Source organism: Bradyrhizobium sp. USDA 4510 (genome assembly GCF_054059095.1).
Map to the genome: position 1 here is coordinate 1,537,551 of NZ_JBSSBT010000001.1, position 22,770 is coordinate 1,560,320.

Annotated in this window: 23 protein-coding genes; 8 read left to right on the forward strand and 15 right to left on the reverse strand. The window is 65.8% G+C overall.

What is annotated here, in order from left to right; translation table 11 throughout:
- Positions 1-67: 67 nt before the first annotated feature.
- Positions 68-820 carry an SDR family NAD(P)-dependent oxidoreductase gene (locus ACVMDN_RS06805; protein WP_018270354.1) on the reverse strand — a complete coding sequence of 251 codons (753 nt, stop codon included), beginning with the start codon at positions 818-820 and terminating at the stop codon, positions 68-70.
- Positions 821-975: 155 nt separating this feature from the next.
- Positions 976-1,617 carry a pyridoxamine 5'-phosphate oxidase gene (pdxH, locus tag ACVMDN_RS06810; RefSeq protein ID WP_057015208.1) on the reverse strand — a complete coding sequence of 214 codons (642 nt, stop codon included), beginning with the start codon at positions 1,615-1,617 and terminating at the stop codon, positions 976-978.
- A gap of 108 nt (positions 1,618-1,725) precedes the next feature.
- Here pdxH and ACVMDN_RS06815 point away from each other — a divergent pair, with 108 nt between their 5' ends.
- Both ACVMDN_RS06815 and ACVMDN_RS06820 read left to right on the forward strand, forming a co-directional pair.
- Positions 1,726-2,133: an RT0821/Lpp0805 family surface protein gene (locus ACVMDN_RS06815; RefSeq protein WP_057015270.1), complete on the forward strand. Its 408-nt coding sequence runs from the start codon at positions 1,726-1,728 to the stop codon at positions 2,131-2,133.
- A gap of 118 nt (positions 2,134-2,251) precedes the next feature.
- Positions 2,252-3,211: a DnaJ C-terminal domain-containing protein gene (locus ACVMDN_RS06820; RefSeq protein ID WP_253624181.1), complete on the forward strand. Its 960-nt coding sequence runs from the start codon at positions 2,252-2,254 to the stop codon at positions 3,209-3,211.
- Between the two features lie 385 nt (positions 3,212-3,596).
- Here the strand turns inward: ACVMDN_RS06820 and ACVMDN_RS06825 are convergent, their stop codons facing one another.
- Both ACVMDN_RS06825 and ACVMDN_RS06830 read right to left on the reverse strand, forming a co-directional pair.
- Positions 3,597-4,361: an anti-sigma factor family protein gene (locus ACVMDN_RS06825; protein ID WP_076828982.1), complete on the reverse strand. Its 765-nt coding sequence runs from the start codon at positions 4,359-4,361 to the stop codon at positions 3,597-3,599.
- 67 nt (positions 4,362-4,428) lie between these two features.
- Positions 4,429-4,917, reverse strand: coding sequence for a sigma-70 family RNA polymerase sigma factor (locus tag ACVMDN_RS06830; protein ID WP_016844579.1), 489 nt, complete (start codon positions 4,915-4,917; stop codon positions 4,429-4,431).
- Positions 4,918-5,143: 226 nt separating this feature from the next.
- Between ACVMDN_RS06830 and ACVMDN_RS06835 the strand changes: the two genes are divergently transcribed.
- The 3 genes from ACVMDN_RS06835 (at position 5,144) to ACVMDN_RS06845 (ending at position 8,219) form a co-directional block, all read left to right on the forward strand.
- Positions 5,144-5,743, forward strand: a complete 600-nt coding sequence (locus ACVMDN_RS06835; RefSeq protein ID WP_168857197.1) for a histidine phosphatase family protein — start codon at positions 5,144-5,146, stop codon at positions 5,741-5,743.
- Between the two features lie 149 nt (positions 5,744-5,892).
- Complete coding sequence (gene aroC / locus ACVMDN_RS06840; protein ID WP_456835457.1) at positions 5,893-6,981, forward strand: chorismate synthase; 1,089 nt, start codon at positions 5,893-5,895, stop codon at positions 6,979-6,981.
- 44 nt (positions 6,982-7,025) lie between these two features.
- Complete coding sequence (locus ACVMDN_RS06845; protein ID WP_456835456.1) at positions 7,026-8,219, forward strand: adenylate/guanylate cyclase domain-containing protein; 1,194 nt, start codon at positions 7,026-7,028, stop codon at positions 8,217-8,219.
- Positions 8,220-8,316: 97 nt separating this feature from the next.
- On the opposite strand, the gene ACVMDN_RS06850 is transcribed toward ACVMDN_RS06845, so the two are convergent.
- A complete protein-coding gene (locus tag ACVMDN_RS06850; protein WP_456835455.1) occupies positions 8,317-9,081 on the reverse strand; it encodes a hypothetical protein in 765 nt (254 codons plus the stop codon).
- Positions 9,082-9,171: 90 nt separating this feature from the next.
- Positions 9,172-9,477 carry an ATP-dependent Clp protease adapter ClpS gene (gene clpS / locus ACVMDN_RS06855; RefSeq protein ID WP_456835454.1) on the reverse strand — a complete coding sequence of 102 codons (306 nt, stop codon included), beginning with the start codon at positions 9,475-9,477 and terminating at the stop codon, positions 9,172-9,174.
- 233 nt (positions 9,478-9,710) lie between these two features.
- Between clpS and ACVMDN_RS06860 the strand changes: the two genes are divergently transcribed.
- The gene (locus ACVMDN_RS06860; RefSeq protein ID WP_057015213.1) at positions 9,711-10,562 is read left to right on the forward strand and encodes a DUF1194 domain-containing protein; all 852 of its coding nucleotides are present in this window, start codon (positions 9,711-9,713) and stop codon (positions 10,560-10,562) included.
- 104 nt (positions 10,563-10,666) lie between these two features.
- Here the strand turns inward: ACVMDN_RS06860 and ACVMDN_RS06865 are convergent, their stop codons facing one another.
- The 9 genes from ACVMDN_RS06865 to ACVMDN_RS06905 all read right to left on the reverse strand — a co-directional run bounded on the left by ACVMDN_RS06865 (position 10,667) and on the right by ACVMDN_RS06905 (position 20,770).
- Entirely contained in the window at positions 10,667-11,500 is an 834-nt protein-coding gene (locus ACVMDN_RS06865) for a nucleotidyltransferase domain-containing protein (protein WP_456835453.1), read from the reverse strand.
- Between the two features lie 54 nt (positions 11,501-11,554).
- Positions 11,555-12,796 carry a class I SAM-dependent RNA methyltransferase gene (locus ACVMDN_RS06870; protein ID WP_456835452.1) on the reverse strand — a complete coding sequence of 414 codons (1,242 nt, stop codon included), beginning with the start codon at positions 12,794-12,796 and terminating at the stop codon, positions 11,555-11,557.
- Positions 12,789-13,550, reverse strand: a complete 762-nt coding sequence (locus tag ACVMDN_RS06875; RefSeq protein WP_253587659.1) for a TlyA family RNA methyltransferase — start codon at positions 13,548-13,550, stop codon at positions 12,789-12,791. Before ACVMDN_RS06875 ends, ACVMDN_RS06870 begins: the two co-directional genes overlap by 8 nt.
- Positions 13,547-14,110 (reverse strand): nucleoside 2-deoxyribosyltransferase, encoded by a 564-nt coding sequence (locus tag ACVMDN_RS06880; RefSeq protein ID WP_456835451.1) that lies wholly within the window; start codon positions 14,108-14,110, stop codon positions 13,547-13,549. The genes ACVMDN_RS06875 and ACVMDN_RS06880 overlap by 4 nt, the downstream gene beginning before the upstream one ends.
- 99 nt (positions 14,111-14,209) lie before the next feature.
- A complete protein-coding gene (dxs, locus tag ACVMDN_RS06885) occupies positions 14,210-16,138 on the reverse strand; it encodes a 1-deoxy-D-xylulose-5-phosphate synthase (RefSeq protein WP_050387827.1) in 1,929 nt (642 codons plus the stop codon).
- Positions 16,139-16,682: 544 nt separating this feature from the next.
- Positions 16,683-16,934 carry an exodeoxyribonuclease VII small subunit gene (locus tag ACVMDN_RS06890; protein WP_028334494.1) on the reverse strand — a complete coding sequence of 84 codons (252 nt, stop codon included), beginning with the start codon at positions 16,932-16,934 and terminating at the stop codon, positions 16,683-16,685.
- Positions 16,935-17,061: 127 nt separating this feature from the next.
- Positions 17,062-17,988 (reverse strand): histone deacetylase family protein, encoded by a 927-nt coding sequence (locus tag ACVMDN_RS06895; protein WP_057015218.1) that lies wholly within the window; start codon positions 17,986-17,988, stop codon positions 17,062-17,064.
- A 288-nt stretch (positions 17,989-18,276) separates the two neighbouring features.
- On the reverse strand, positions 18,277-19,947 hold the full coding sequence (locus tag ACVMDN_RS06900) for a bifunctional metallophosphatase/5'-nucleotidase (RefSeq protein ID WP_253624176.1): 1,671 nt from the start codon (positions 19,945-19,947) through the stop codon (positions 18,277-18,279).
- Positions 19,948-20,008: 61 nt separating this feature from the next.
- Positions 20,009-20,770: a crotonase/enoyl-CoA hydratase family protein gene (locus ACVMDN_RS06905; RefSeq protein ID WP_456835450.1), complete on the reverse strand. Its 762-nt coding sequence runs from the start codon at positions 20,768-20,770 to the stop codon at positions 20,009-20,011.
- Between the two features lie 394 nt (positions 20,771-21,164).
- On the opposite strand from ACVMDN_RS06905, the gene paoA reads away from it, so the two are divergent.
- Together paoA and ACVMDN_RS06915 are read left to right on the forward strand one after the other, a co-directional pair.
- Positions 21,165-21,806, forward strand: a complete 642-nt coding sequence (paoA, locus tag ACVMDN_RS06910) for an aldehyde dehydrogenase iron-sulfur subunit PaoA (RefSeq protein WP_456835449.1) — start codon at positions 21,165-21,167, stop codon at positions 21,804-21,806.
- Positions 21,803-22,753, forward strand: coding sequence for an FAD binding domain-containing protein (locus ACVMDN_RS06915; protein ID WP_229191169.1), 951 nt, complete (start codon positions 21,803-21,805; stop codon positions 22,751-22,753). Before paoA ends, ACVMDN_RS06915 begins: the two co-directional genes overlap by 4 nt.
- The last annotated feature ends 17 nt before the right edge of the window (positions 22,754-22,770 follow it).

Genomic DNA, 22,770 nt, shown 5'->3' on the forward strand with positions numbered 1-22,770 from the left:
TGACGGCCGCGGCGGCGGCCGGGATCGCCTCAAAACTTCCTTCCCCGAAATACGGCTCTTCCCAAGCTCAGACGTGCTGACCACCGTTGATGTGGATCTCCGCACCGTTCACGTAAGAGCTGGTCTCCGTGCAGAGAACGTAGATGATCTTGGCGACCTCGTCCGGCGTGCCGAGGCGATGCATCGGGATCTGCTGGTCGACGATCTTCTCGGTGCCGGGCGATAGGATCGAGGTATCGATCTCGCCCGGCGCAATCGCGTTGACGCGGACGCCGACGCGGCCGAAGTCCGATGCCATCTCGCGCGTCAGCGCCGCGAGCGCGGCCTTCGACGTCGCATAGGCCGCGCCGGCAAACGGATGCACGCGCGAGCCGGCGATCGAGGTGACGTTCACCACCGCGCCCTTGGCGTGTTTCAACTCCTCGATCAGCCCGCGCGCGATCATGATCGGTGCGAAGAAGTTGACGTGGAAAACGTGGGTCCAAGTCTCGATGTCGGTGTCCATGGTGCCGAGCCGGCCGCCGCCCGCAGCCTTCGGCGAGATCGCGGCGTTGTTGACCAGCGCGTGCAGTTCATCGTTCTCGAGCCGCCTGCGGATCTCAGAGATCGCGCGAACGGTGTCGTCATGGCTGCCGAGGTCGACCTCGATGTGGTCTTCCGGCCCGGCGCCCCAGGGGCAGACCTCGGGAAACGCATGCCGCGACAGGGTGATGACGCGCCAGCCGGCGGACGAGAACCGGATCGCGGTGGCATGGCCGATGCCGCGGCTTGCGCCGGTCAGAAGCAGCGTGCGCCGCGGCGCATTGGATGGGTGGGGCATCGACGGTTTCTTTCGTTTTCGTCATGCGCGGCGGCGTGCCGGGCATCCACGCCTTCGAACGACTTGGGATGACTTGGGATCAAGACGTCGCTGGCCGGGTCATCTTACACGAAGATGCGCTTCGCGCTTTCGCCCGGCCATGACGGTCGCAGCTTTCAGGGATAGAGCCGCACCTTCGACCAGGCGCTGCCGGCGCCGTCGCGGCGGAATTCGATGCGATCGTGCAGGCGGTACGGGCGGTCGTGCCAGAACTCGAAGCGCTGCGGCGTGATCCGCCAGCCGCTCCAGCCCGGCGGCCGCGGCACCTCGCCGATGACGTATTTCGCACCGGTCTTGGCGATCGCCTGCTCGAATGCGAAGCGGCTCTCCAGCGGCTGCGACTGCTTGCTGGCCCAGGCGCCGATCTGCGCCTGCTTCGGCCTGGTGGCGAAATAGGCGTCGGCCTCGGCATCGGTCACCGGCGTGACCGGCCCGCGGATGCGCACCTGGCGGCGCAGCGATTTCCAGTGGAAGAGTAAAGCAGCCTTGGGATTTGCGGCCAATTCGCGGCCCTTGGCGCTCGCAATGTGGCTGTAGAACACGAAGCCGTCGGCATCGAAGCCCTTCATCAGCACCATCCGCACGTCGGGCAGGCCGTCGGGATCGACGGTCGCAAGCGCCATCGCGTTCGGATCGTTCGGCTCGGACTTGATCGCCTCCGCAAACCATTCGGCGAACAGGGCGAACGGCTCCTCCGCCGCGGTGAAATCACCCGATGTTAACGGTGTCGGGTGTTTGATGGAGGTCGTGTCGGTCATGTCAGGAGTCCCGATTTGCATCCGCCCGCGTCTGCAAGCGCGTTACTAGCCCTATATAGGGCATGGGGGCGCGTTGGCCTATCGGCGATCCACCCCGCAGGCGCGGTGGTGACATTGATCCTGATCGGCGTCGGCGCAAGCGGCTGCAGCCTGTCGCGCAGCGACGCCTTCGCCAAGCTGGACGACAAGGATGTGACGGGCTCGATCAGGCCGACCCAGATCAATGCGGTGATGCCGACCGACAGCGATCTCGCCTTCGCCCGCAATGCCGCCTCCGACGTGCTGACCAAGGGCGACAAGGATTCCAGCCAGCCCTGGGAAAATCCTGAAACCGGCGCGCGCGGCTCGGTGACGCCGCTGGCCCAGGCCTACTCGGGCGAGGACGGCAAGACGTGCCGGGATTTCCTTGCCAGCTACGTCAACGGAGCCACCGAGAGCTGGCTGCAGGGCGCCGCATGCAAGGCTGGACAAGGGCGGTGGGAAATCCATAGCCTGAAGCCCTGGAGAAAATCCTGAGAATTCCGGCGAAGCCGGACTAGTTGCAAAAATGCCACTGAGCCCCCACATCAAGGTAAAGTGGGCCCGGACGGGTTCCCGGCCAGGACTGATTTTTCCCGTGAAGGAGACGTGACGGATGCGCGACCCCTATGAGGTCTTGGGGGTGCAGCGGAGCGCCAGCGCTGCGACGATCAAGAGCGCCTATCGCAAGCTCGCCAAGAAGCATCACCCTGATAACAACAAGAACGACCCGAAGGCGGCGGCCCGCTTTGCGGAGATCAACACGGCCAACGAGATCGTCGGCGACGAGGACAAGCGCAAGCAGTTCGACCGCGGCGAGATCGATGCCGAAGGCAAGCCGCGCTTCCAGGGTTTCCCTGGCGGCAGCGGTGCCGGCGGCCGTGCCGGTCCGGGCGGCTTCGAGTACAGTTTCCGCTCCGGGCCCGGCGGCGGCATGGGCGGCGGCAGCTTCGAGGACATCCTCAACAGCATGTTTGGCAATGCGGCTCGCGGAGGCGGCAGCCGCGCGGGCCGGGCCAGTCCGTTCGAGTTTGACGGCGGCGGGGTCGGCGTCGACCTCGATCTTTCGGTCGCTATGACGGTGTCGCTGGAGGAATCGGTCAGGGGCGGCGACAAGCGCGTCCGCCTGCCGACCGGCCGCGAGCTCAACGTCAAGATTCCGCCCGGGGTTGCTGCGGGTCAGCAGATCCGGCTGAAGGGGCAGGGCGAGACCGCGCAAGGCCATCCGCCCGGCGATCTTCTGATCACGATCTCGGTCGCGCCGCACCCGTTCTTCAAGGTCGACGGCAACGACCTCAGGATCGACCTGCCCATCACCCTCTACGAGGCGGTGCTGGGCGGCAAGGTCCGCGTGCCGACGCTCGGCAGCGCGGTCGAACTGTCGATCCCGAAGAACACCTCGAGCGGCCGTACCTTCCGCCTCAAGGCCAAGGGGCTGTCGAAGGCGGGCGCGACCGGCGACCTCTATGTCACGACCCGCATCATCCTTCCCGACGGGAACGATGCCGAGCTTGAGGCATTGATGCAGACATGGCGGGATCAAAAACCCTACAATCCGCGTAGCGATCTCGGCTGACCGCCGATAACGCGCCCCAAAAGACGCGAAGACGCGACACTGCACTACCCCGGACTCTATCGGGGTAGACGCGGGCATCGTGAGCGCGTCACAAAGGATGACGGGCCGTCCGAGGTCTGCGGCGTGCAGACCGGATGACGGAAAAGGAGTGCGGCCTCGAGAGGGGGACCAGCGCGGTACACAAAACCCCAATCGAGGCCGCGTGCGCCGATCGGCGGATCGGGCGCGGATCATCTTCGCGTGAGCATCCGGTGCGATAATGAGACGCGTCGATGACGCGAATCGAAGTTTTCGATGTCGGAATTGGGACGCTGAGTGAGGCTGGATTCACTTGCTCGAAATGACGCAATTTCGACGACCTGATCTTCCGTAAAATTACGGAAGATCACCCGCCGCTCTTCTCCATCTGATCGTAGACGGCCTGCGCGACCTGGGTCAGGCGCGTGCGATCGGTGCCGCCGCTGACGACATAGGCGACGCCTCGATCGGCCCAGAACAGCGCGCCGTCGCTGCCCTGCACGGCATAGCGCATCTGGGTCGCCTCGGTCTTCACCTTGGCGGTATAGACCGTGAACCGCTCACCCGACGTGCTCTCATACATCAGGAACGACGCCGGGCCGCTCGGTCCGGGCAGCAGGCGGCCGCCGACCAGCTTCAGCCCGGTCAGCTCCGGCGCGCGGACGTCCCAGCCGCAGCGCTTGGTCAGCCATTGCTGCAGGTGGTCGCGCTCGCTGCCGGGCACCTCGACGGGATGCCGGACCTCGACCACGTAGAGCCGATGCGCATCGAGTGCATCGACCGTGAAGCTCTGGAATGCCGACGGCGTCGCCGCCGCTCCGCGCGCGATCCAGCCGGCGCCGCCACCGGCGACGAAGGCCATGACCGTCGCCGCCACCGCGCCATAGACCCAGCGGCGCGGCTGGCGCACCAGCCGCTCGAGCTCGAGCCGTTTCGGCACCGCCTCGTCCAGCACGGTGTCGTAGCGTGCATGCAGTGTCTCGGCCATCGCACGCCATGACTGCACCCGCGCCGCGTCGTCGGGATGCGCGGCAAGCCACGCCTCGACATCGCCGCGGCGTTCGGCTGGCAGCTCGTTGTCGACGTAAGCGTGCAACTCGTCTTCGGTGACGGGAATGTTCGAGTCGGTCATATCAGTCGTCTCTGCCAAATCTTGTTCGAAAATCGTTCATGCATAACGCCGGCCATCGCGCACATTATCATTTCACCCGCCGGAGCGCCGGGCGCTGGCCCTCGATCGAGGCCCGGACATGGGCGCGTGCGCGGGCGAGGCGGGACATCACCGTGCCGATCGGCACGCCCTGGATATCGGCGACCTCGCGGTAGCTCATGCCCTCCAGCATGACGAGCAGCAGCACCGAGCGTTGTTCCTCGACCAGCGTCGACAGCGCGCGTTCGATGTCGCGTCCCTCGGCCTCGGTGCCGCTGGCGTCGGCATTGTTATCGAGCAGCGGCACGAACGCCGGCCGCCGCGCCAGCGAGCGCCGGCGGTTCTTGTTCAGATTGGTCAGGATCGTGTAGAGCCAGCTCCTGACGTCGCCGCCGAGAAACAGCCGCTCCGAGCGCAGCGCCCGCACCAGCGTGTCCTGCACCAGATCGTCGGCGATATCCGTGTCACGCGCCAGCGCGCGCGCATAGCGACGCAGCGCCGGTATCATGGCTTCGACACTTTGACGAAACGCGGTCATGCATCCCAGTCTTCGATGGTCTCGGCGATAGCCGCCTTGTCAACATAACACCCTGGCGGCGTGGCTATTCCGTCTGCGCCGATCTGCGCGCATACCGCCCAAGCTGCGGCCGATTTGGGCTTGTCGCCAGCCGAAGTGCTGGTGTACCTCCGAGCCGAAAAAATTCGAAGCGTGGAAGCCTTGAGGCGGCCGACCTCTCGCGCAGCAGGGACCAGCCGTTACGGGAATGCCGGTACCGACGATCTATTACATCCGCCACGGCGAGACCGCGTGGAACGCCGAAGGGCGGCTCCAGGGCGTGCAGGACATCGCCCTCAATGAGCGCGGTCGCGCCCAGGCCGCGCATGCCGGGCGCATCCTCGGCGATCTCCTCGCGCGCGACCGCCGTGACAAGGCGACGCTGCCGTTCGTCGCAAGCCCGCTGATCCGGGCGCGTGCCACCATGGAGCTGGTGCGCGCCGAGCTCGGCCTGCCGCCGGGCGACTACGCGCTCGACGCGCGGCTGCGCGAGATCGGCTACGGGACGTGGGAGGGCTCGACCTTGGCGCAGGCGCAGGCTGCGGACCCCGCGCTGTATGCCCGCCGCCTGGCCGAGAAGTGGACGGTGTCGCCGTCCGGCGGCGAGAGCTATGTCGACGTGCAGGTGCGGATGACCGACTGGTACCGCTCGGTGACGTCGGACACGGTCGCGGTCGCCCATGGCGGTACGGCGCGGGCGCTGATGGTGGCGCTCGGCTTCGAGACGCCGGCCTCGGCCGCCGAACTCTATATCGAGCAGGGGGCGGTCTACGTATTCGGTGAGCAGGGGCTGCGGAAGCATAGTTAACTTGCACTGTCATTCCGGGGCACGAAACGAACCTCAGGGGCGCAATTGCGCCCCGGGGAATCTCGAGATTCCGGGTTCGATGCTCCGCATCGCCCCGGAATGACAGCTTGGCTGTTTGACCCCGCTGCCTCTGCGCGTTACGACACGCCATGTCCTTCAATACTTTCGGTCATATGTTCCGCGTCACGACCTTCGGCGAGAGCCATGGAGTCGCGATCGGCTGCGTCGTGGACGGCTGCCCGCCGCTGATCCCCCTGACCGCGGAGGAGATCCAGCACGACCTCGACCGCCGCCGCCCCGGCCAGTCGCGCTTCACCACCCAGCGCCAGGAGCCGGATGCGGTCAAGATCCTGTCCGGCGTGATGGCGCATCCGGAAACCGGCGCGCAGGTGACGACCGGCACGCCGATCGCGCTGCTGATCGAGAACACCGACCAGCGCTCGAAGGATTATTCCGAGATCAAGGACAAGTTCCGGCCCGGCCATGCCGACTTCACCTATGAAGCGAAATACGGCCTGCGCGACTATCGCGGCGGCGGACGCTCCTCCGCGCGCGAGACCGCGACCCGCGTCGCGGCCGGCGCGATCGCGCGCAAGGTGCTGCCCGAGGTGAAGGTGCGCGCCGCGCTGGTGCAGATGGGGCCGCACAAGATCGACCGCGAGAAGTGGGACTGGGACGAGATTGCGAACAACCCGTTCTTCTGTCCCGACAAGGACAAGGCGGCGTTCTTCGAAAGCTATCTCGACGGCATCAGGAAGAGCGGCTCCTCGATCGGCGCCGTCATCGAGGTCGTCGCCGAGGGCGTGCCAGCCGGCCTCGGCGCGCCGATCTACGCCAAACTCGACAGCGACCTGGCGGCGGCGATGATGAGCATCAACGCGGTCAAGGGCGTCGAGATCGGCGCCGGCTTCGGCGCCGCCGAATTGTCGGGCGAGGAGAACGCCGACGAGATGCGGACCGGCAACAACGGAACGCGTTTCCTGTCCAACCATGCCGGCGGCGTCCTCGGCGGCATCTCGACCGGGCAGCCGGTGGTGGTGCGCTTTGCGGTCAAGCCGACGTCCTCGATCCTGACCACGCGCCGGACCGTGGACCGCAAGGGCGCGGATACCGACATCCTGACCAAGGGCCGCCACGACCCCTGCGTCGGCATCCGGGCGGTACCGGTCGGCGAGGCCATGATGGCCTGCGTGCTGGCCGATCATTTTCTGCGCGACCGCGGGCAGACCGGGCGCTGATCCCTTATATAGTGGCGGTCGCCAGACCGCCCCGGGGGAATGCCATGAACGCGTCGGAGCTTCGGGACATCATCGAATGGATGATCGGCGGCGCGCGGTCGGCGCCGACCCCGCCGCAGATGATGGCGGAATGCTGCGAGCGCCTGGTGCGGGCCGGCCTGCCGCTGTGGCGCATCGGCGTCTTCGTGCGCACGCTGCATCCGGAGATCTATGGCCGCCATTTCTTCTGGAAGCCCGGCGCCGAGGTCGAAACCGGCACCGTCGATCACAACATCCTGGACTCCCCGGAATTTGCCGTCAGCCCACTGTCGACCGTGTTCAGGCAGGGTGTTGAAGTACGCGCGCGGCTCGACGATCCCGCAAGCGCCCGGTTTCCGATCGTCGTGGACCTGCAGGCCGAAGGCGTCACCGACTACATCGCCGTGCCGCTGGTCTATACCGACGGCTTCGTCAATGCCTCGAGCTGGACCACCAAGCAGCCGGGTGGCTTCACCGAGGAGCAGCTCGATGCGATCCGGTCGATCACCGTGCCATTGGCGCGCTATATCGAGATCATCACCCTGCGCCGCACCGCCTCGCTCTTGCTCGACACCTATGTCGGCAACCGTGCCGGCGAGCGCATCATGGGCGGCCAGATCCGGCGCGGCCATGCCGATACGATGGATGCCGCGATCTGGCTGTCGGACCTGCGCGGCTTCACCGCGCTGTCGGACCGCTTGCCGGCCGAGACGGTGGTGGAAATCCTCAACCTCTACTTCGATTGCCAGGTCACCGCGATCCGCGACCATGGCGGCGAGGTGCTCAAATTCATGGGCGACGGCCTGCTCGCGGTGTTCCCGGTCGACGAATATCTCGGCGACGAGGTGCAGGTCTGCTCACGCGTGCTGGAGGCCGCGCGCGCGTCCCGCGCCAGCGTCGAGGCGCTGCAATTCGCCAATGGCGATGCCGTCGAACGCTTCCGCTTCGGCCTCGCGTTGCATCTCGGGCGCGTGCTCTACGGCAATATCGGCGGCGGCAACCGGCTCGACTTCACCTGCATCGGTCCGGCGGTCAATCTCGCCGCGCGGCTGGAGAAGATCGCCGGCCGTCTCGGCCGCACCGTGGTGGCCTCGGAGCGCTTCGCCGGCATCAGCGACGGCGGCTGGAGCGATCTCGGCGAGTTTCCGATCGCGGGATTTGCCAAGGCCGAACGGGTCTACGGCCTGTACGACGAGGCGCCGGTCGCTGCTACGAGCTAAAGCATGATCCGGAAAAGTGCGGAAGCGGTTTTCCGAAAGATCATGCTCAAACAAAGAGCTAAGGCGCGATGACGATTCAACCTAATCTCATCGCGCCTTAGCCGCCGCGGGCGTAAGACTGCTTCAGGCCGAAGGTCAGGATCGACAGCGTGATCCACAGCCGCAGCATGGCGAAGCCGAAGATGAAGACGACGTAGACCAGGTTCTTGAGCGGCTGGCCCACCGTCGCGGTCTGCCAGAAGTGCCAGATCGCGGTGCGGACAAGCTCCTGACCGTAGCCCAGCGCGACGTTGATCGCACCGAGCACCAGCACCGCGGCGCCGAGCCACAGCGCATGCCGGCCCAGATCCTTGACGGCGGCAAACAGTGCGACACGGCCGCCATTGCCTTCCGCATTGACGATGATCAAGAGCACCAGCGCTGCGATCGCCGCACTCCAGAACCGGCCGAGATCGGAGTCCTGATCGAAGGCCATGCCGTCGAGGCCCCACATCAAATGCAGAGCAAACGACGTGAAGCCGACCGCGGCGGTGCCGACTGATGCCACGATCATCACGAGCATGATCCGCCACAGGATCGACGCCGACAGTCTGGTCTGCTCGGCCAGGGTCCATTCGCCGAGCGACGATTGGCCTCCGGCAGCCTGGATCGAGTCCCGCGCTGTCGCGAAGAAGGCGAGCAGCACGCAGATGTCGGCCAGCACCAGCGCGGGCAGCGTCAGGCCGGGCCTGCCGAAACCGACGATCCGAAGCGCCGCCGCCATGACGAGCCAGGGCAGAGCGGGCAGGGGGCGAAACGGCCCGAACGAGGTTTCTGGGCGGGTCTTCCGCAGTGAAAGCTGTTGGCGCAGTGCGACGGACATGCCGCGTTCATGCCATGCGATCCCTAAAGCACCGGTCGCCGCGATCGCTAAAATTCGCGGCAAGGCCTGTGGCAATCTGGCGCTGGCGCGCTATTCCTCGGGCTCGGTGGTGAACAGCAGCGGATAGCCCTTGGCGCGGCCGGCGTCGGTGGCGCGCGTCGCCTTGGTCTCGGCGACGTCCCTGGTGAAGACAGCGACGAGGCAGACGCCGCGCTGGTGCGCCGTCAGCATCACCTTGTAGGCTTGGTCGTCGGTCATGCGGAATTCACCCTTCAGCACGGTGACGACGAATTCGCGCGGCGTGTAGTCGTCGTTGACCAGGATCACCTTGTGCAGGCGCGGCCGCTCGACCTTGGTCTTCGTCCTGGTTTTCGGCTTGACGACGGTATCTGGCATCGCACTCCCTCGCGATTGCCCCGTAAGAATACCGTCTTCAGGCGCGCCTTGGAACCGTTCGATTTGCACGGCGTCATTGCGGCAACGGCACGGCGCGCGTTGCCGCATTCGAGACAAACGAAGTTTGACTTGAGTGTGGACGTCTAACCTGAATGTGAAGGACAGCTGATATCTGCGCTTTTCGCCGCCTGAATTGCGTGTCACCATGACACTCATACGACGGGAGGGCCGCAATGCGCTGGTATGTCTCGATCGGAGCGGTGCTTGTCGCGGGCATGTTGGCCTGCGGCGATGTGGCCGGTGTTGCCGCGCCCGGCCCGGGAACCCAACCCGGCCATCGCCTGGCTGAAAAGGAATCCACACCGAGCGTCGACATCGAGTTGATCATCGCGGTCGACGTTTCCTATTCGATGGACATGGACGAGCTCGCGATCCAGCGCGAGGGCTATGCGCAGGCGATCGTCTCCAAGGATTTCCTGCAGGCGCTGAAGGCCGGTCCGAACGGCAAGATCTCGATCACCTATTTCGAATGGGCCGCCTCCAACGATCAGAAGATCATCATCCCCTGGCGGGTGATCGACGGCCCTGAATCCGCCGATGCGGTCGCCGCCGAGATCATGAAGACGCCGGTGCGCCGCGCCTCGCGCACCTCGATCTCCGGCGCGATCTATTTCGCGATCCCGATGTTCGACGAGAATCCGCATCGCGGGCTGCGCCGCGTGATCGATATTTCCGGCGACGGGCCCAACAACAACGGCACGCCGATCACGCCCGCGCGCGATGCGGCGCTCGACAAGGGCATCGTCATCAACGGTCTACCGATCATGGTGAAGGAACCGTCCTACTCGACGATGGATATCGAGAATCTCGACTATTACTACGAGGACTGCGTGATCGGCGGACCGGGCTCCTTCGTGGTGACGATCAAGGATCGTGAGAAGTTCAAGGAGGCGATCCGCACCAAGCTGCTGCTCGAAGTTGCCGGCCGCACCCCCGAGCGCCCCATCATGCGGACCGCCGAGAAGGAGCCGCGGGTCAATTGCCTGATCGGCGAGAAGATCTGGCAGGACCGCTGGGGGCGGTAGCGATCATGTGGACCTCGTAGGATGGGTAGAGCGCAGCGAAACCCATCAATTCATGTCTATGGCGCGAATGATGGGTTTCGCTGCGCTCTACCCATCCTACGGTTCTAACTGGCCCTCCAGATCTTCTGGAGCTCACTCTCTATCGCGCGCAGCATCTGCAACGCGGCGGCATGCTCGGTCGCACCGATCTGCCGCCAGACCTCTGCGGCGCGGCCAGCAAGGCCGCGAACCGTCACCGGAAAATTCGCGGCCTGCGCCAGTGCGCTCTTTTCGTTGATCAGATATTGCCCGTTCAGAGCAAACAGCACCTGTGCGAGGCAGGCCAGCGCGCGATAGGCGCAGCCGGCGACATGCGTGCCGTCGCCGCGCGGCAGAGCAAGCTCTGCATTCTCGATGCTGAACAGGACTTCCCATTGAAAGCGCCGGATCAGCGCATCGCGCAGGGCCGGCGGGTAGGGCACAGTCCTCGCCTTCAGCGCCGCGACGAGGCCGTCGGGATCGTGCAGCTGATGGCACAGCGCGACCTCGCCCATCCAGATCGCCGAGCAGAAGCCGTGCGGATGGCCCGGCTGGTAGTGCATGCTGATCTCGCCGTTCCGGCAAGCATCGATGACAGCAGAGACCTGATCGGTGCTGCGGTAGAGCAGGTCGACCTTGCGGCCGCCGATCGTGAGCCAGGCACCGCCGACGATCCACGGTCCCCATTCGCCGACCGGCGTGACATGCGCAGCGGCGGGGTCGTCGACCAGACCCGTTACAGCTTCGCGCAGCCGATCGATATCCGGCGCGGCGCCATCCCGATAGTAGAGGCCGATATCGGTGTCGGAGGTGTCATGCGCCGTGCCGCGCGCCCGCGAGCCGCCGAGTACGATGGCGGCGACGCCCGATACGGCGGCGATAACGGGGATGATGCGTGCGAGCAGCGGATCGTCGGACATGGGGCGCAGACTATAGCGAGACTGCCCGCGCTCAGCGATAGCCGCTCCGTCCTGTCAGCGCGCGAACCGCGCCACCAGCTCGACATGCGCCGTGTGGCGGAACTGATCGACCGGTGTGACGGCTGCGATCTTGTAGCCGCCGTCGATCAGGATTTTCGCGTCGCGTGCAAACGTGGCGGCGTTGCAGGACACCGCGACGATCACCGGCACCTTGCTCGCCGCCAGCTGGGTGACCTGCGCCTGCGCGCCCTGGCGGGGCGGGTCGAACACGACGGCGTCATAGTCGCGCAACTCCTGCGGCATCAGGGGACGGCGGAACAGGTCGCGCGCCTCGGCCTTGAGTGGCTTCAGCCCCGGCGTCGATTGCGCGGCCTTCTGCAGCGCGGTGATCGCACCCGTGTCGCTGTCGAAGGCGGCGATCCGCGCCTTCTCCGCGAGGCGCAGCGCAAACGGACCGACGCCGCAAAACAGGTCGGCGATACGCTTGGCGCGTCCGCAATGCTCGCGAACCAGCGCGGCCAGCGTCTCCTCGCCCTTGACGGTCGCCTGCAGGAACGAGCCGGGCGGCAGCACGACCTTCGCCTTTCCGATCGCAATCTCGGGAGGGGCACGCTGCAGCACCAGCTCGCCGTGGCGTGTCAGCCGCGCCAGCCGGTGATTCTCCGCAACGCGCGACAAAGTGGTGATCAGGCTGGTCGGCAGCGCGCCGGAACCGCGCACGTCGATGTCGAGTCCGTTGACGGTTGCGGTGACCTGGATGTCGAGCGGCTTGCCGATCGCGATCAGTGGCTCGGCGGTGGCCCAGGCCGCCTCGATCGCGCCGTCGAGCGCAGGATCGAGGATCGGGCAGCGATCGACCGGGACGATATCGTGTGAACCTGCCGCGGCGTAGCCGACCTTGAGGACCTCGTGGCTGCCCATGCGCCCGTGCAGCGTGATGCGGCGACGGCCCGCGCCATGGGCATCGATCAGCGCTGCGACTTCCGCCGCAATCTTCGCCTGCGCCAGCGTCTCGACCACGATGTTGCGCTTCCAGGCGTGGTAGGGCACATCGTTCCAGTGCTGGATCGCGCAGCCGCCGCACACGCCGAAATGCGGACAGAACGGCGCGATGCGCTCGGGGCTTTCCTGCGCGACCCGCAGCAACCGCCGCCGGTCGGGATGGTTGCCCGGGACGTCGTCGACCTCGACCGTTTCGCCGGCCAGCGCATAAGGCACAAAGATCGATTGCGATCCCTCGATCGCGACGCCGTCGCCGCGGTGGCCGACATGGTCGATGGTAAGAAGCTCAGCCACGGCGCGCGCCGAGGAAGAATTCGATATTGCCGTCGCCGCCCGAGATCGATGACGGGAACACCTGAATGTCGGTGCAGCCCTGCGAGGCGGCAAAGGCGGCGATGTCGTCGCAGATCTCCTGGTGCACCATCGCGTTGCGGATCACGCCGCGCTTGGAGTGCTTGCGCGCCGCCTCGAACTGCGGCTTGATCAGCGCCAAAAGATGCATCGGAGCTGCCGCCAGCGACAGCGCCACCGGCAGCACCAGCTTCAGCGAAATGAAGCTGACGTCGATCACCACGATGTCGGGCCGCGCCGGCAGGCGCTTGCCCTCGAAACTCCTGATGTCGGTCGCCTCCATGGAGACGATCTTCGGATGCCCCTGCAGCGAGGGATGCAGCTGGCCATGGCCGACATCGATGGCGAACACGAGGCTTGCGCCGTTGGCGAGCAGCACTTCGGTGAAGCCGCCGGTCGAGGCGCCGACATCGAGGCAGACATGGCCCTCGACGTCAATCGGATAGTGCTCGAGCGCGCCGGCGAGCTTGACGCCGCCGCGCGAGACATAGGGATGCGCCGGCTCGGCCGAGAGTGCCGCGCCCGGTGCGACGATCTCGGACGCCTTCGCGATCTGCCTGCCGTCGGCGGTGACGAGGCCGGCGTCGATGGCGGCGCGCGCTCGCGCCCGGCTTTCGAACAGGCCGCGTTCCACCAGCAGCACGTCGATGCGTTTGCCGGCGGATGCGTCGTTGTCGTTGTCGCCCGCTCTGGTCACTTCGCCGCCTGCCGGCGCTGCGCGGCAGCGAGCCGCACGCAGGCCTCGAAGGAGGTGAGGTCGTGCCATAGGTCGGCCGACGGCTCGCGCGGGGTCACCAGCGGGTTGCCGTGCAGGTCGAGCGCGTGCATCATCATCAGATTGTCCGGCAATCCAAACTCTTCCACCGTCAGCCCCTCCGCATCGATCAGGCGTCCGTCGGATGCCGGCACGACCTGGCTGAGCCGCGCCACGCGATTGGCGTAGGACGTGGGATCGTTGGAATAGGCGAGGCACAGTTTGCCGCGTCCCGCCATGTAGCCGAGTTCGTAAACCGTGCCTGCGTCGGCACTGGGGCCGCGAAACGGCGTCAAGTTGGCGATGATGGCGTCGGCAGACTCCATCATCGCCTCGTTGCTCTTGAAGATGGTGAGCGAGACGCCGGCGGCGGTGGGATCGATGCTGTTGTCGAGCGGATACAGCCCGGTCAGCCCGTGATAGGCGCAAACCTCCGCCTTGCGGCGGCCGATCTCCACGGCATCCGGCAGGAACACGTCAGGACCTGCCAGATAGATCTTCATGGACTTGCCGGGGCTGGTGCGTTTTCGAGCGGCAACCTGGAGCTTCGGTTCTGATTCAATCAGAACCGAAAATGCTCCAGTGAGCGCCGCCCGTCACGATCAGGCGAGCTTGACGGTCTCGGCCTTGTAGTCCTTGCCGAGGGTTTCGAACACCTTGGCAACGATGCTCTTGGCGTCGAGACCGGCGCGGGCATACATCGCCGCCGGCGTGTCGTGGTCGAGGAACACGTCGGGCAGGATCATCGAGCGGAACTTGAGCATGCCGCTGTCGAGCATGGCGTTGTCCGACAGGAACTGCATGACATGCGAGCCGAAGCCGCCGATCGAGCCTTCCTCGATCGTGATCAGGATCTCATGGTCGCGGGCGAGCTTCATGATCATCTCTTCGTCGAGCGGCTTCATGAAGCGCGCGTCGGCGATCGTGGCGGAAAGGCCGTGCGCGGCGAGCTCGTCGGCCGCCTTCTCGCACTCGGCGAGACGGGTGCCGAACGACAGCAGCGCGACCTTCTTGCCCTCACGGATGATGCGGCCCTTGCCGACCTCGAGGGCAACGCCGACTTCCGGCATCTCGATGCCGCGGCCTTCGCCGCGCGGATAGCGCAGCGCGCTCGGACGATCGTTGATCGCAACCTGCGTCGCCACCATGTGGACCAGTTCCGCCTCGTCGGCGGCGGCCATGATCACCATGTTCGGCAGACAGCCGAGATAAGCATTGTCGAACGAACCCGCGTGCGTCGCGCCGTCGGCGCCGACCAGGCCGGCGCGGTCGATCGCGAAGCGGACCGGAAGGCTCTGGATCGCGACGTCATGGACCACTTGGTCATAGCCGCGCTGCAGGAAGGTCGAATAGATCGCGCAGAACGGCTTGTAGCCTTCGGTGGCGAGGCCGGCGGCGAAGGTCACCGCGTGCTGTTCGGCAATGCCGACGTCGAAGGTGCGGTCCGGGAACGCCTTGTTGAAGATGTCGACGCCGGTGCCTGACGGCATCGCCGCGGTGATGGCGACGATCTTGTCGTCCTTCTCGGCTTCCTTGACGAGGCTCTGGCCGAACACGTTCTGGTAGGCCGGCGCATTCGGCTTGGCCTTGGCCTGGGTGCCGGTCGCGACGTCGAACTTGACCACGGCGTGGTACTTGTCGGCGGAGGCTTCGGCCGGGCCGTAGCCCTTGCCCTTCTGGGTCACGACGTGAACCAGGATCGGGCCGGTCTCCATGTCGCGGACGTTCTTCAGCACCGGCAGCAGATGGTCGAGATTGTGACCGTCGATCGGGCCGACATAGTAGAAGCCGAGTTCCTCGAACAGCGTGCCGCCGTCCATCATGAAGCCGCGGGAATATTCCTCTACGCGGTTGGCGCGGTTGGCGAGGATCTTCGGCAGGCGCTTGTTGATCTGCTTGGCGGCCTCGCGCAGCGAGCGGTAGGTCTTGCCGGAGTACAGGCGCGACAGATAGGCGCTCATCGCGCCGACGGGCGGCGCGATCGACATGTCGTTGTCGTTGAGGATCACGATCAGGCGCGAGTTCATCGCGCCGGCGTTGTTCATCGCCTCATAGGCCATGCCCGCCGACATCGCGCCGTCACCGATCACGGCGATAACGTTGTTCTTGCCGCCGGAGAGATCGCGCGCCACGGCCATGCCGAGGCCGGCCGAGATCGAGGTCGAGGAGTGCGCGGCGCCGAACGGATCGTAGTCGCTTTCGGTGCGCTTGGTGAAGCCGGAGAGACCACCGCCGGTGCGCAGCGTGCGGATGCGGTCGCGGCGTCCGGTCAGGATCTTGTGCGGGTAGGCCTGGTGGCCGACGTCCCAGATCAGGCGGTCGCGCGGGGTGTCGAAGATGTAGTGGATGGCGGTGGTCAGTTCGACCACGCCGAGGCCGGCGCCGAAATGGCCGCCGGTCACCGACACCGCGTCGATGGTTTCCTGGCGCAGCTCGTCGGCAACCTGCTGCACCTGCTCGACCTTCAGCTTGCGCAGGTCATCCGGCGTGTGAATAGTGTCAAGAAGCGGCGTCTTACTAAATGTGGTCACAGCGAATTTCCAATTTTTGCCTGTCGGAACGAACCGCCCGACGCGAGATGGGATGGCGCGCACACCGCGCAGCGAATGCCAGACACTGGGTGCCGCCCCGGCAGGCCGGTGCCTGGTTGTAAGCCTAGATTCACTCCGGATTGGACCACGTGATATGCATCACCTTGGTCGCTCTTCACCCGTCCCGGTTCAGTTTTGTCGAACCATTTGAGATGCATGCCGCCCGAAAAGTCGGGCTGCCCGCCACTCTCAAATGCCCATAGAACTGGAAGCATTACACCAAAGCCGCCGCCAAAGCCAACCCGATAGGGGCCGCAAGGTTCCTATGCGGCGCGCCGAAAAACCTAGTCTTTTCAATAGTCGGGTGGGAGCTGGGTTCCAATTCGCCTAATTTGGCGGCAGCCGGCCGGGCCGGCTCGGCCTGATTCGCAGCCGTACCCGACCCCGCGGGTAGCCCCGGAGGTTTACGGGTGGCTGGAAATGCACAGCAACAATTGCCCGCCGTGGCGGACATCGCGCCGCACGATCGACGTGGTCGGTAGCGCTACTGCACGTCGAGCGGCTCGGTGCCGGTCGGCTGGCCCGAGGCGTCGGTGGTGATCTTGTCGACGCGGGCTTCGGCCTGACGCAGCAATTCCTCGCAGCGCCGCTTCAGCGCCTCGCCGCGCTCGTAGATCGCGACCGATTCCTCAAGCGGGACCTTGCCGTCCTCGAGCCGCTTGACGATCGATTCGAGTTCCTCGATCGCGCGTTCAAAGGAGAGCTTCTTCACGTCGGCTTGGGTATTCTCGGCCATTCTTGCGTTCCCGATTGCGTGGATCAGATCGCAACCTGATCTTGTCGTCCAAACATGACCTGTCGCAGGCCATGCTCGCCCCGGCGCAGAATCAATCGAATTTTTGCGGGCGTATTGTGGCGGGGATTTACCCGTCCATCAATGCGGTGACGTGAGATGCCACCGACTCTTTCAGGCCCTGCAGGTCGTAGCCGCCTTCCAGGACGGAGACGACGCGGCCGCCGGCGCTCTTGTCGGCGAGATCCATCAGCTTGCGCGTGACCCAGCCGAAATCCTCGCCCGTCAGGTTGATCGAGGCCAAGGGATCGCGGTGATGCGCGTCGAAGCCCGCCGAAATGACGATAAGTTCGGGGGAGAACTTCTCCAGCTGCGGCAGGATCAGGTTCTCGAAAGCGGAGCGGAACTTGGCGCCGCCGTCGCCGGGCGCCAGCGGCGCGTTGACGACAGTGTCGTGCTCGCCACGCTCGCCGGCGGCCCCAGTGCCGGGGAACAGCGGCATCTGGTGCGTCGAGCAATACATCACGGTCGGGTCGGCCCAGAAGATATCCTGCGTGCCGTTGCCGTGATGGACGTCGAAATCGATGATTGCGGCGCGCTTGATGCCGTATTTGCGCTGCGCGTGGCGGGCAGCGATCGCGGCATTGTCGAAGAAGCAGAAGCCCATCGGCGTCGATTTCTCGGCGTGGTGACCGGGCGGGCGCACCGCGACGAACGCGTTTTGATGCTTGCCCTCCATCACCGCATCGGCGGCGGCCACCGCGCCGCCGACGCCGCGCATCACCGCTTCCCAGGTGCCCGGCGACATCGAGGTGTCGCCGTCGATATAGATCATGCCGGAGGTCGGCGCGATGTGGCGGAGTTCGCCGACATAGTGCTCACCGTGACAGAGCAGCACGGTGTCGAGGTCGCCTTCCGGCGCGGAATCGCGCACCAGCGCCTTGAAGCGATCCTCGCCGAGCACCTCGGCGACCGCCCGCAGCCGGTCGGGGCGTTCGGGATGTCCGGGAGGGGTCAGGTGGTCGAGACAGGCGGAATGCGTCAGAAGCAGTGTCATGCAGATTCCCGGCGCAATCGATGCGCGTGCGAGGACGCATGATCCGGAAAAGTGCGCGGCGGTTTTCCGACCAAGATCATGCAAGAGCAGGCCCTAATCTAGGCCGTTAGCGGCGTTCCGGAAAGGGCCGACATCATCCCTGTTCCCGTCCTTCCAAAGCCGGGGTGTTTTCCGCGTCATTGCCAGCGGAGCGAAGCAATCCATGCCGTCGCATGCTCGGAGACAATGGATTGGTTCGCTCCGTTCGTAATGACGTGAGGAGCTGCGTACGCCACCCCTAGACCTCGCTCAATTGATCCGCTCGATCCGCTTGCCTGCCGTTGGGCCTACCGGGCTGTTGGCCTTGAAGTAGGCATAGAGCGCATCGACGTCGTAGATGCCGAACTGCTGCGCGGTTCCTTGCTTGAATACCGTGAAGCCGTCGCCGCCCTCGGCGAGATAATTGTTCACGGTGACGCGGTAGCTCGCGGCCGGGTCGATCGGCTTGCCGTCCAGCGACATCCGTGCGGCAATGATGCGCGCGCCATCGGGCTTGCTCGCATCCCACGCATAGGAGAACCCCTTCGAGACCTGGAGGGCGCGCGGCCGCTTCGGATCGGCCCATTGCTGCTCCAGTGCGTCCTTGAGCTGCTTGCCGGTCAGCGTCATCGTCACGAGCTGGTTGCGGAACGGCTGGCTTGCGAAGATATCGGCATAGGTCACCGCGCCGTCCTCGCGCTTGACGATGTCGGTGCGCACGCCGCCGGGATTGGTGAAGGCGATCAGCGCGCCGCCATTCGGCTCGGCGCTAGTTGCAAGCAGCTGTGCATCGGCGACGATGTCGCCGAGCGGGCTCTCGCCGGTTTCGGCAGGTGTACGCGACAGCGTTTCGGTGACCGAGCCTGCCGCGCGGCTCGCGATCGGCGCGGCCAGCCGGTCGTAGGATTCCAGCAGCGCGCTCTGCTCGGGATCCTTGGCCGTGCCGGCGATCCGCACGATGGTGTTGGCGGCCCTGGCGCTGATCACGTCATGGCTGTTCGGATCAAGCTGAAGGTCGATCGCGGTGACCAGGGTGCCGTATTTGTCGCCGGAGGTGACGAGCCGTCCGTCGATCTCGCAGACATAGGCCTGGTGGGTGTGGCCGGAGACCACGACGTCGACCGCGCGATCGAACTTCTTGACGATGTCGACAATCGGCCCGGAGATCCCTGGACATTCATTATAGTCGCCGGTCGGAAAGCCGCCTTCGTGGATCAGCACCACGATCGCCTCGACGCCCTTCGCCTTCAGCTCGGGGACCAGCGCATTGACGGTCTCGGCCTCGTCGCGAAAGTCGAGGCTCGCGACGCCGGCCGGCGACACCAGGTTCGGGGTGTTCTTCAGCGTCAGCCCGATGAAGGCCACTGCAATGCCGTCGAATTGCTTGATCTCGTAGGGCGGAAACACCGGCTTGCCGGTCGCCTTCTCGATCGTGGAGGCGGCGAGATAGCGGAATTTGGCTCCTGTGAACGGGTGCGGCCCCTGGCATTTGTCGATCGGATGGCAGCCGCCATTCTGCATCCGCAGCAGCTCGTCCTTGCCCTCGTCGAATTCGTGATTGCCGACCGAGGAGATCGCAAGCCCCATCAGCGAGAGCGACTCGATGGTCGGCTCGTCATGAAACATCGCCGACAGGAACGGGCTTGCGCCGATCAGGTCGCCGGCCGCAACGAAGATGTTGTTCTTATGGCCCTCGCGCAGCTGCTTGACGACGGTGGCCATCCGCTCGGCGCCGCCGGCGGGCTCCATGATCTTCCTGGTCGCGTCAGCGGGGTCGGTGATGCGGATGCCGCCCGGCGGCGGCCGCAGATAGCCGTGGAAATCGTTGATCGCGAGAATGCGCAGGCTCACCGGCTCCGCGGCCTGCGCCGGGCAGGGGTTTGCTGCGGCCAGTCCGAACGCGCAGAGCGCGGCGAGAGGGGAAAGGCGGGGCTGTCTCATGACCTGTCCATGGAGCACGGGATCATGGCGCCGCGCCACTACAATTTTGCGACGCTTCGTTTCAATCCTTCGGGCGAGCCATGAATGCCTTGAACGCCTCGACTGCTTCCTCGGAGCGCATCCGTTCGCTGAACAGATGGTTCTCCTGCTCGATGCGGCGGGTGACGTCCTCCGGCGGCAGCCGGATCAGGCGCCGCGAGATCGCCACCGCATCGGCCGGCAGCGCGCAGATCTCGCGCGCCACCTTGTGCGCCTCCACCTCGGCATGCCCCGGCGCCACCACGGTGTTGACGAAGCCGGCGACGCGGGCGTCGTCGGCCGACATGGTGCGGCCCATCACCAGCATCGCGAAGGCACGCTGGTGGCCCATCATGCGTGGCATCAACAGGCTCGAGGCGCCTTCCGGCACCAGGCCGAAATTGGAGAACGGCGTCGAGAACAGCGCGGTCTTGCTGGCGAGCACATAGTCGCAGTGAAACAGCATGGTGGTGCCGATGCCCATCGCGACGCCGTCGACGGCGGCGATGATCGGCTTCACATTGTGGGCCAGCGAATACAGGAACTTGACGAGGTCGGAGGCCGGCGGCGTCTCACTGGTCGAGGTGCCCTGCGCGAGCAGGTCCTCGATGTCGTTGCCCGCGGTGAACACGCCGGAGCCGCCGGTGATGATCAAGCAGCGGATCTTCGGATTGTTCTGCGCCTTGTCGATCGCGTCGCTGATCGCGCGAAACATCTCCTGGGTGATCGCGTTCTTCTTCTCGGGCCTGCGCAGCCGGATCACGCGCGTGGCGGCTTCGTCGGTCACTATGACATGCGCGGTCATCGAGCGGTCCCAGGGTCGGCCGGCATCGTCGCCGGTGGAGGTCGTATCCGCTATCCTACATGATCCGGTGCAAGCCCCAAGAGCTCCAGCGTGTTCCGGGCCGCTTTTCCCTGTGGGCGAGCATGAGAACGGCGCAATGCAGATAAATCTTGCGATTCCGGGCAGGGGACGTTGGTCGTAGGCGCGGAGGCGCACGGCGATGCTGCCTTCCGCCCGCGCCACGATGGCGCCGATGCTGCCCGCCCGCCGCGCCCGTAGCGCTCGCGACGAGTTTAACTTCCCCGCGAGAAACATTCCGCTGTTCGCAGCATTCCCCCTTTGCTGACAGGCCGAGCAGACCTCGACACGTCGTTGTCGTGGTTCCGCGTCCGGCTGACTTGAGGAGAGCAGCGGCATGCAGATCTCCGGACGTTTGGAACTATCGCGGCGCCATCTGTTGATTGTTGGAGCCGCCTCGCTTGCGGCGTCGTCGATCGCGACGCCTCCGCCTGCGGCCGCCCAATCTGCCCCGACCGGAGCGCCCGTGATGACGAGAGTATCCTTTGACGTGAACGGCGAAACCCACCAGCTCGAGCTCGACACCAGGACCACGCTGCTCGATGCCCTGCGCGAGCACCTGCATCTGACCGGCACCAAGAAGGGCTGCGACCACGGCCAATGCGGCGCCTGCACGGTGATTGTCGACGGCCGGCGGATCAATTCCTGCCTGACGCTCGCCGTGATGCATCAGGGCGACGAGATCACGACGATCGAGGGGCTCGGCACGCCGGACGCGCTGCATCCGCTGCAGGCGGCATTCGTCGAGCATGATGGCTATCAGTGCGGCTATTGCACGCCCGGCCAGATCTGCTCGGCGGTCGCCGTGCTTGCCGAGGTCAAGGCCGGCATCCCGAGCCATGCCACGGCGGATCTGAATGCGCCGCTGCGACTGACCAATGCTGAGCTCCGCGAGCGCATGAGCGGCAATATCTGCCGCTGCGGCGCCTATTCCAACATTGCCGAGGCGATCAGCGAGGTCGCCGGGAGGAGCGCATGAGATCATTCAGCTATGAGCGCGCCGCCTCGCCGGGCGCGGCGGCCGCAGCCGCCGCCGGCACCGCGAACGCCAAGTTCATCGCCGGCGGCACCAATCTGCTCGACCTGATGAAGCTCGAGATCGAGACGCCGGCGCATCTGATCGACGTCAACGACCTGGCGCTCGACCGCATCGAGGAGACCGCGGACGGCGGCTTGCGGATCGGCGCGCTGGTGCGCAACACCGATCTCGCCGCCGATATACGCGTGCGGCGCGACTACGGCGTGCTGTCGCGCGCGCTGCTCGCCGGTGCCTCCGGCCAATTACGCAACAAGGCGACGACCGCGGGCAATCTGCTGCAGCGGACGCGCTGTCCTTATTTCTACGACACCAATCTGCCCTGCAACAAGCGCAAGCCCGGCAGCGGCTGCGCCGCGATCGGCGGCTTCAGCCGCCAGCATGCGGTGGTCGGTGTGAGCGACGCCTGCATCGCGACCCATCCGAGCGACATGGCGGTGGCGATGCGCGCGCTCGACGCCGTCGTCGAGACGGTACGGCCCGACGGCACCACGCGCAGCATCCCGATCGCCGAGCTGCATCGTCTGCCCGGCGACAGCCCCGAGATCGAAACCAGCCTGGTGTCGGGCGAGCTGATCACCGCGGTGGTGCTGCCGAAACCGGTCGGCGGCGCGCAGGCCTATCGCAAGGTGCGCGACCGCGCCTCTTATGCCTTTGCGCTGGTCTCGGTTGCCGCGATCGTGCAGCGCGACGGCACCGGCCGCGTCGCGCTCGGCGGCGTGGCGCACAAGCCGTGGCGCGTCGAGGCGGCGGAGGCGGAATTGCCTGCTGGCGCCAAGGCCGTCACCGCGCGCCTGTTCGCCGATGCGAAGCCGACCAAGGACAATGCGTACAAGCTGCCGCTCGCCGAGCGAACGCTGGCGGCGGTGCTGCGCGAGGCCAGGGCTTGAGATCCAGGGCTTAAGAA

Coding starts and splice junctions, on each gene's coding strand:
- ACVMDN_RS06860 (WP_057015213.1), top strand. CDS start 9,711: ATGCGCTGGTATGTCTCGATCGGAGCGGTGCTTGTCGCGGGCATGTTG.
- ACVMDN_RS06835 (WP_168857197.1), top strand. CDS start 5,144: ATGCCGGTACCGACGATCTATTACATCCGCCACGGCGAGACCGCGTGG.
- pdxH (WP_057015208.1), bottom strand. CDS start 1,617: ATGACCGACACGACCTCCATCAAACACCCGACACCGTTAACATCGGGT.
- ACVMDN_RS06865 (WP_456835453.1), bottom strand. CDS start 11,500: ATGTCCGACGATCCGCTGCTCGCACGCATCATCCCCGTTATCGCCGCC.
- ACVMDN_RS06900 (WP_253624176.1), bottom strand. CDS start 19,947: ATGAGACAGCCCCGCCTTTCCCCTCTCGCCGCGCTCTGCGCGTTCGGA.
- ACVMDN_RS06895 (WP_057015218.1), bottom strand. CDS start 17,988: ATGACACTGCTTCTGACGCATTCCGCCTGTCTCGACCACCTGACCCCT.
- ACVMDN_RS06845 (WP_456835456.1), top strand. CDS start 7,026: ATGAACGCGTCGGAGCTTCGGGACATCATCGAATGGATGATCGGCGGC.
- ACVMDN_RS06915 (WP_229191169.1), top strand. CDS start 21,803: ATGAGATCATTCAGCTATGAGCGCGCCGCCTCGCCGGGCGCGGCGGCC.
- ACVMDN_RS06820 (WP_253624181.1), top strand. CDS start 2,252: ATGCGCGACCCCTATGAGGTCTTGGGGGTGCAGCGGAGCGCCAGCGCT.
- ACVMDN_RS06825 (WP_076828982.1), bottom strand. CDS start 4,361: ATGACCGACTCGAACATTCCCGTCACCGAAGACGAGTTGCACGCTTAC.
- clpS (WP_456835454.1), bottom strand. CDS start 9,477: ATGCCAGATACCGTCGTCAAGCCGAAAACCAGGACGAAGACCAAGGTC.
- aroC (WP_456835457.1), top strand. CDS start 5,893: ATGTCCTTCAATACTTTCGGTCATATGTTCCGCGTCACGACCTTCGGC.
- ACVMDN_RS06880 (WP_456835451.1), bottom strand. CDS start 14,110: ATGAAGATCTATCTGGCAGGTCCTGACGTGTTCCTGCCGGATGCCGTG.
- ACVMDN_RS06850 (WP_456835455.1), bottom strand. CDS start 9,081: ATGTCCGTCGCACTGCGCCAACAGCTTTCACTGCGGAAGACCCGCCCA.
- paoA (WP_456835449.1), top strand. CDS start 21,165: ATGCAGATCTCCGGACGTTTGGAACTATCGCGGCGCCATCTGTTGATT.
- ACVMDN_RS06905 (WP_456835450.1), bottom strand. CDS start 20,770: ATGACCGCGCATGTCATAGTGACCGACGAAGCCGCCACGCGCGTGATC.
- ACVMDN_RS06890 (WP_028334494.1), bottom strand. CDS start 16,934: ATGGCCGAGAATACCCAAGCCGACGTGAAGAAGCTCTCCTTTGAACGC.
- ACVMDN_RS06830 (WP_016844579.1), bottom strand. CDS start 4,917: ATGACCGCGTTTCGTCAAAGTGTCGAAGCCATGATACCGGCGCTGCGT.
- ACVMDN_RS06805 (WP_018270354.1), bottom strand. CDS start 820: ATGCCCCACCCATCCAATGCGCCGCGGCGCACGCTGCTTCTGACCGGC.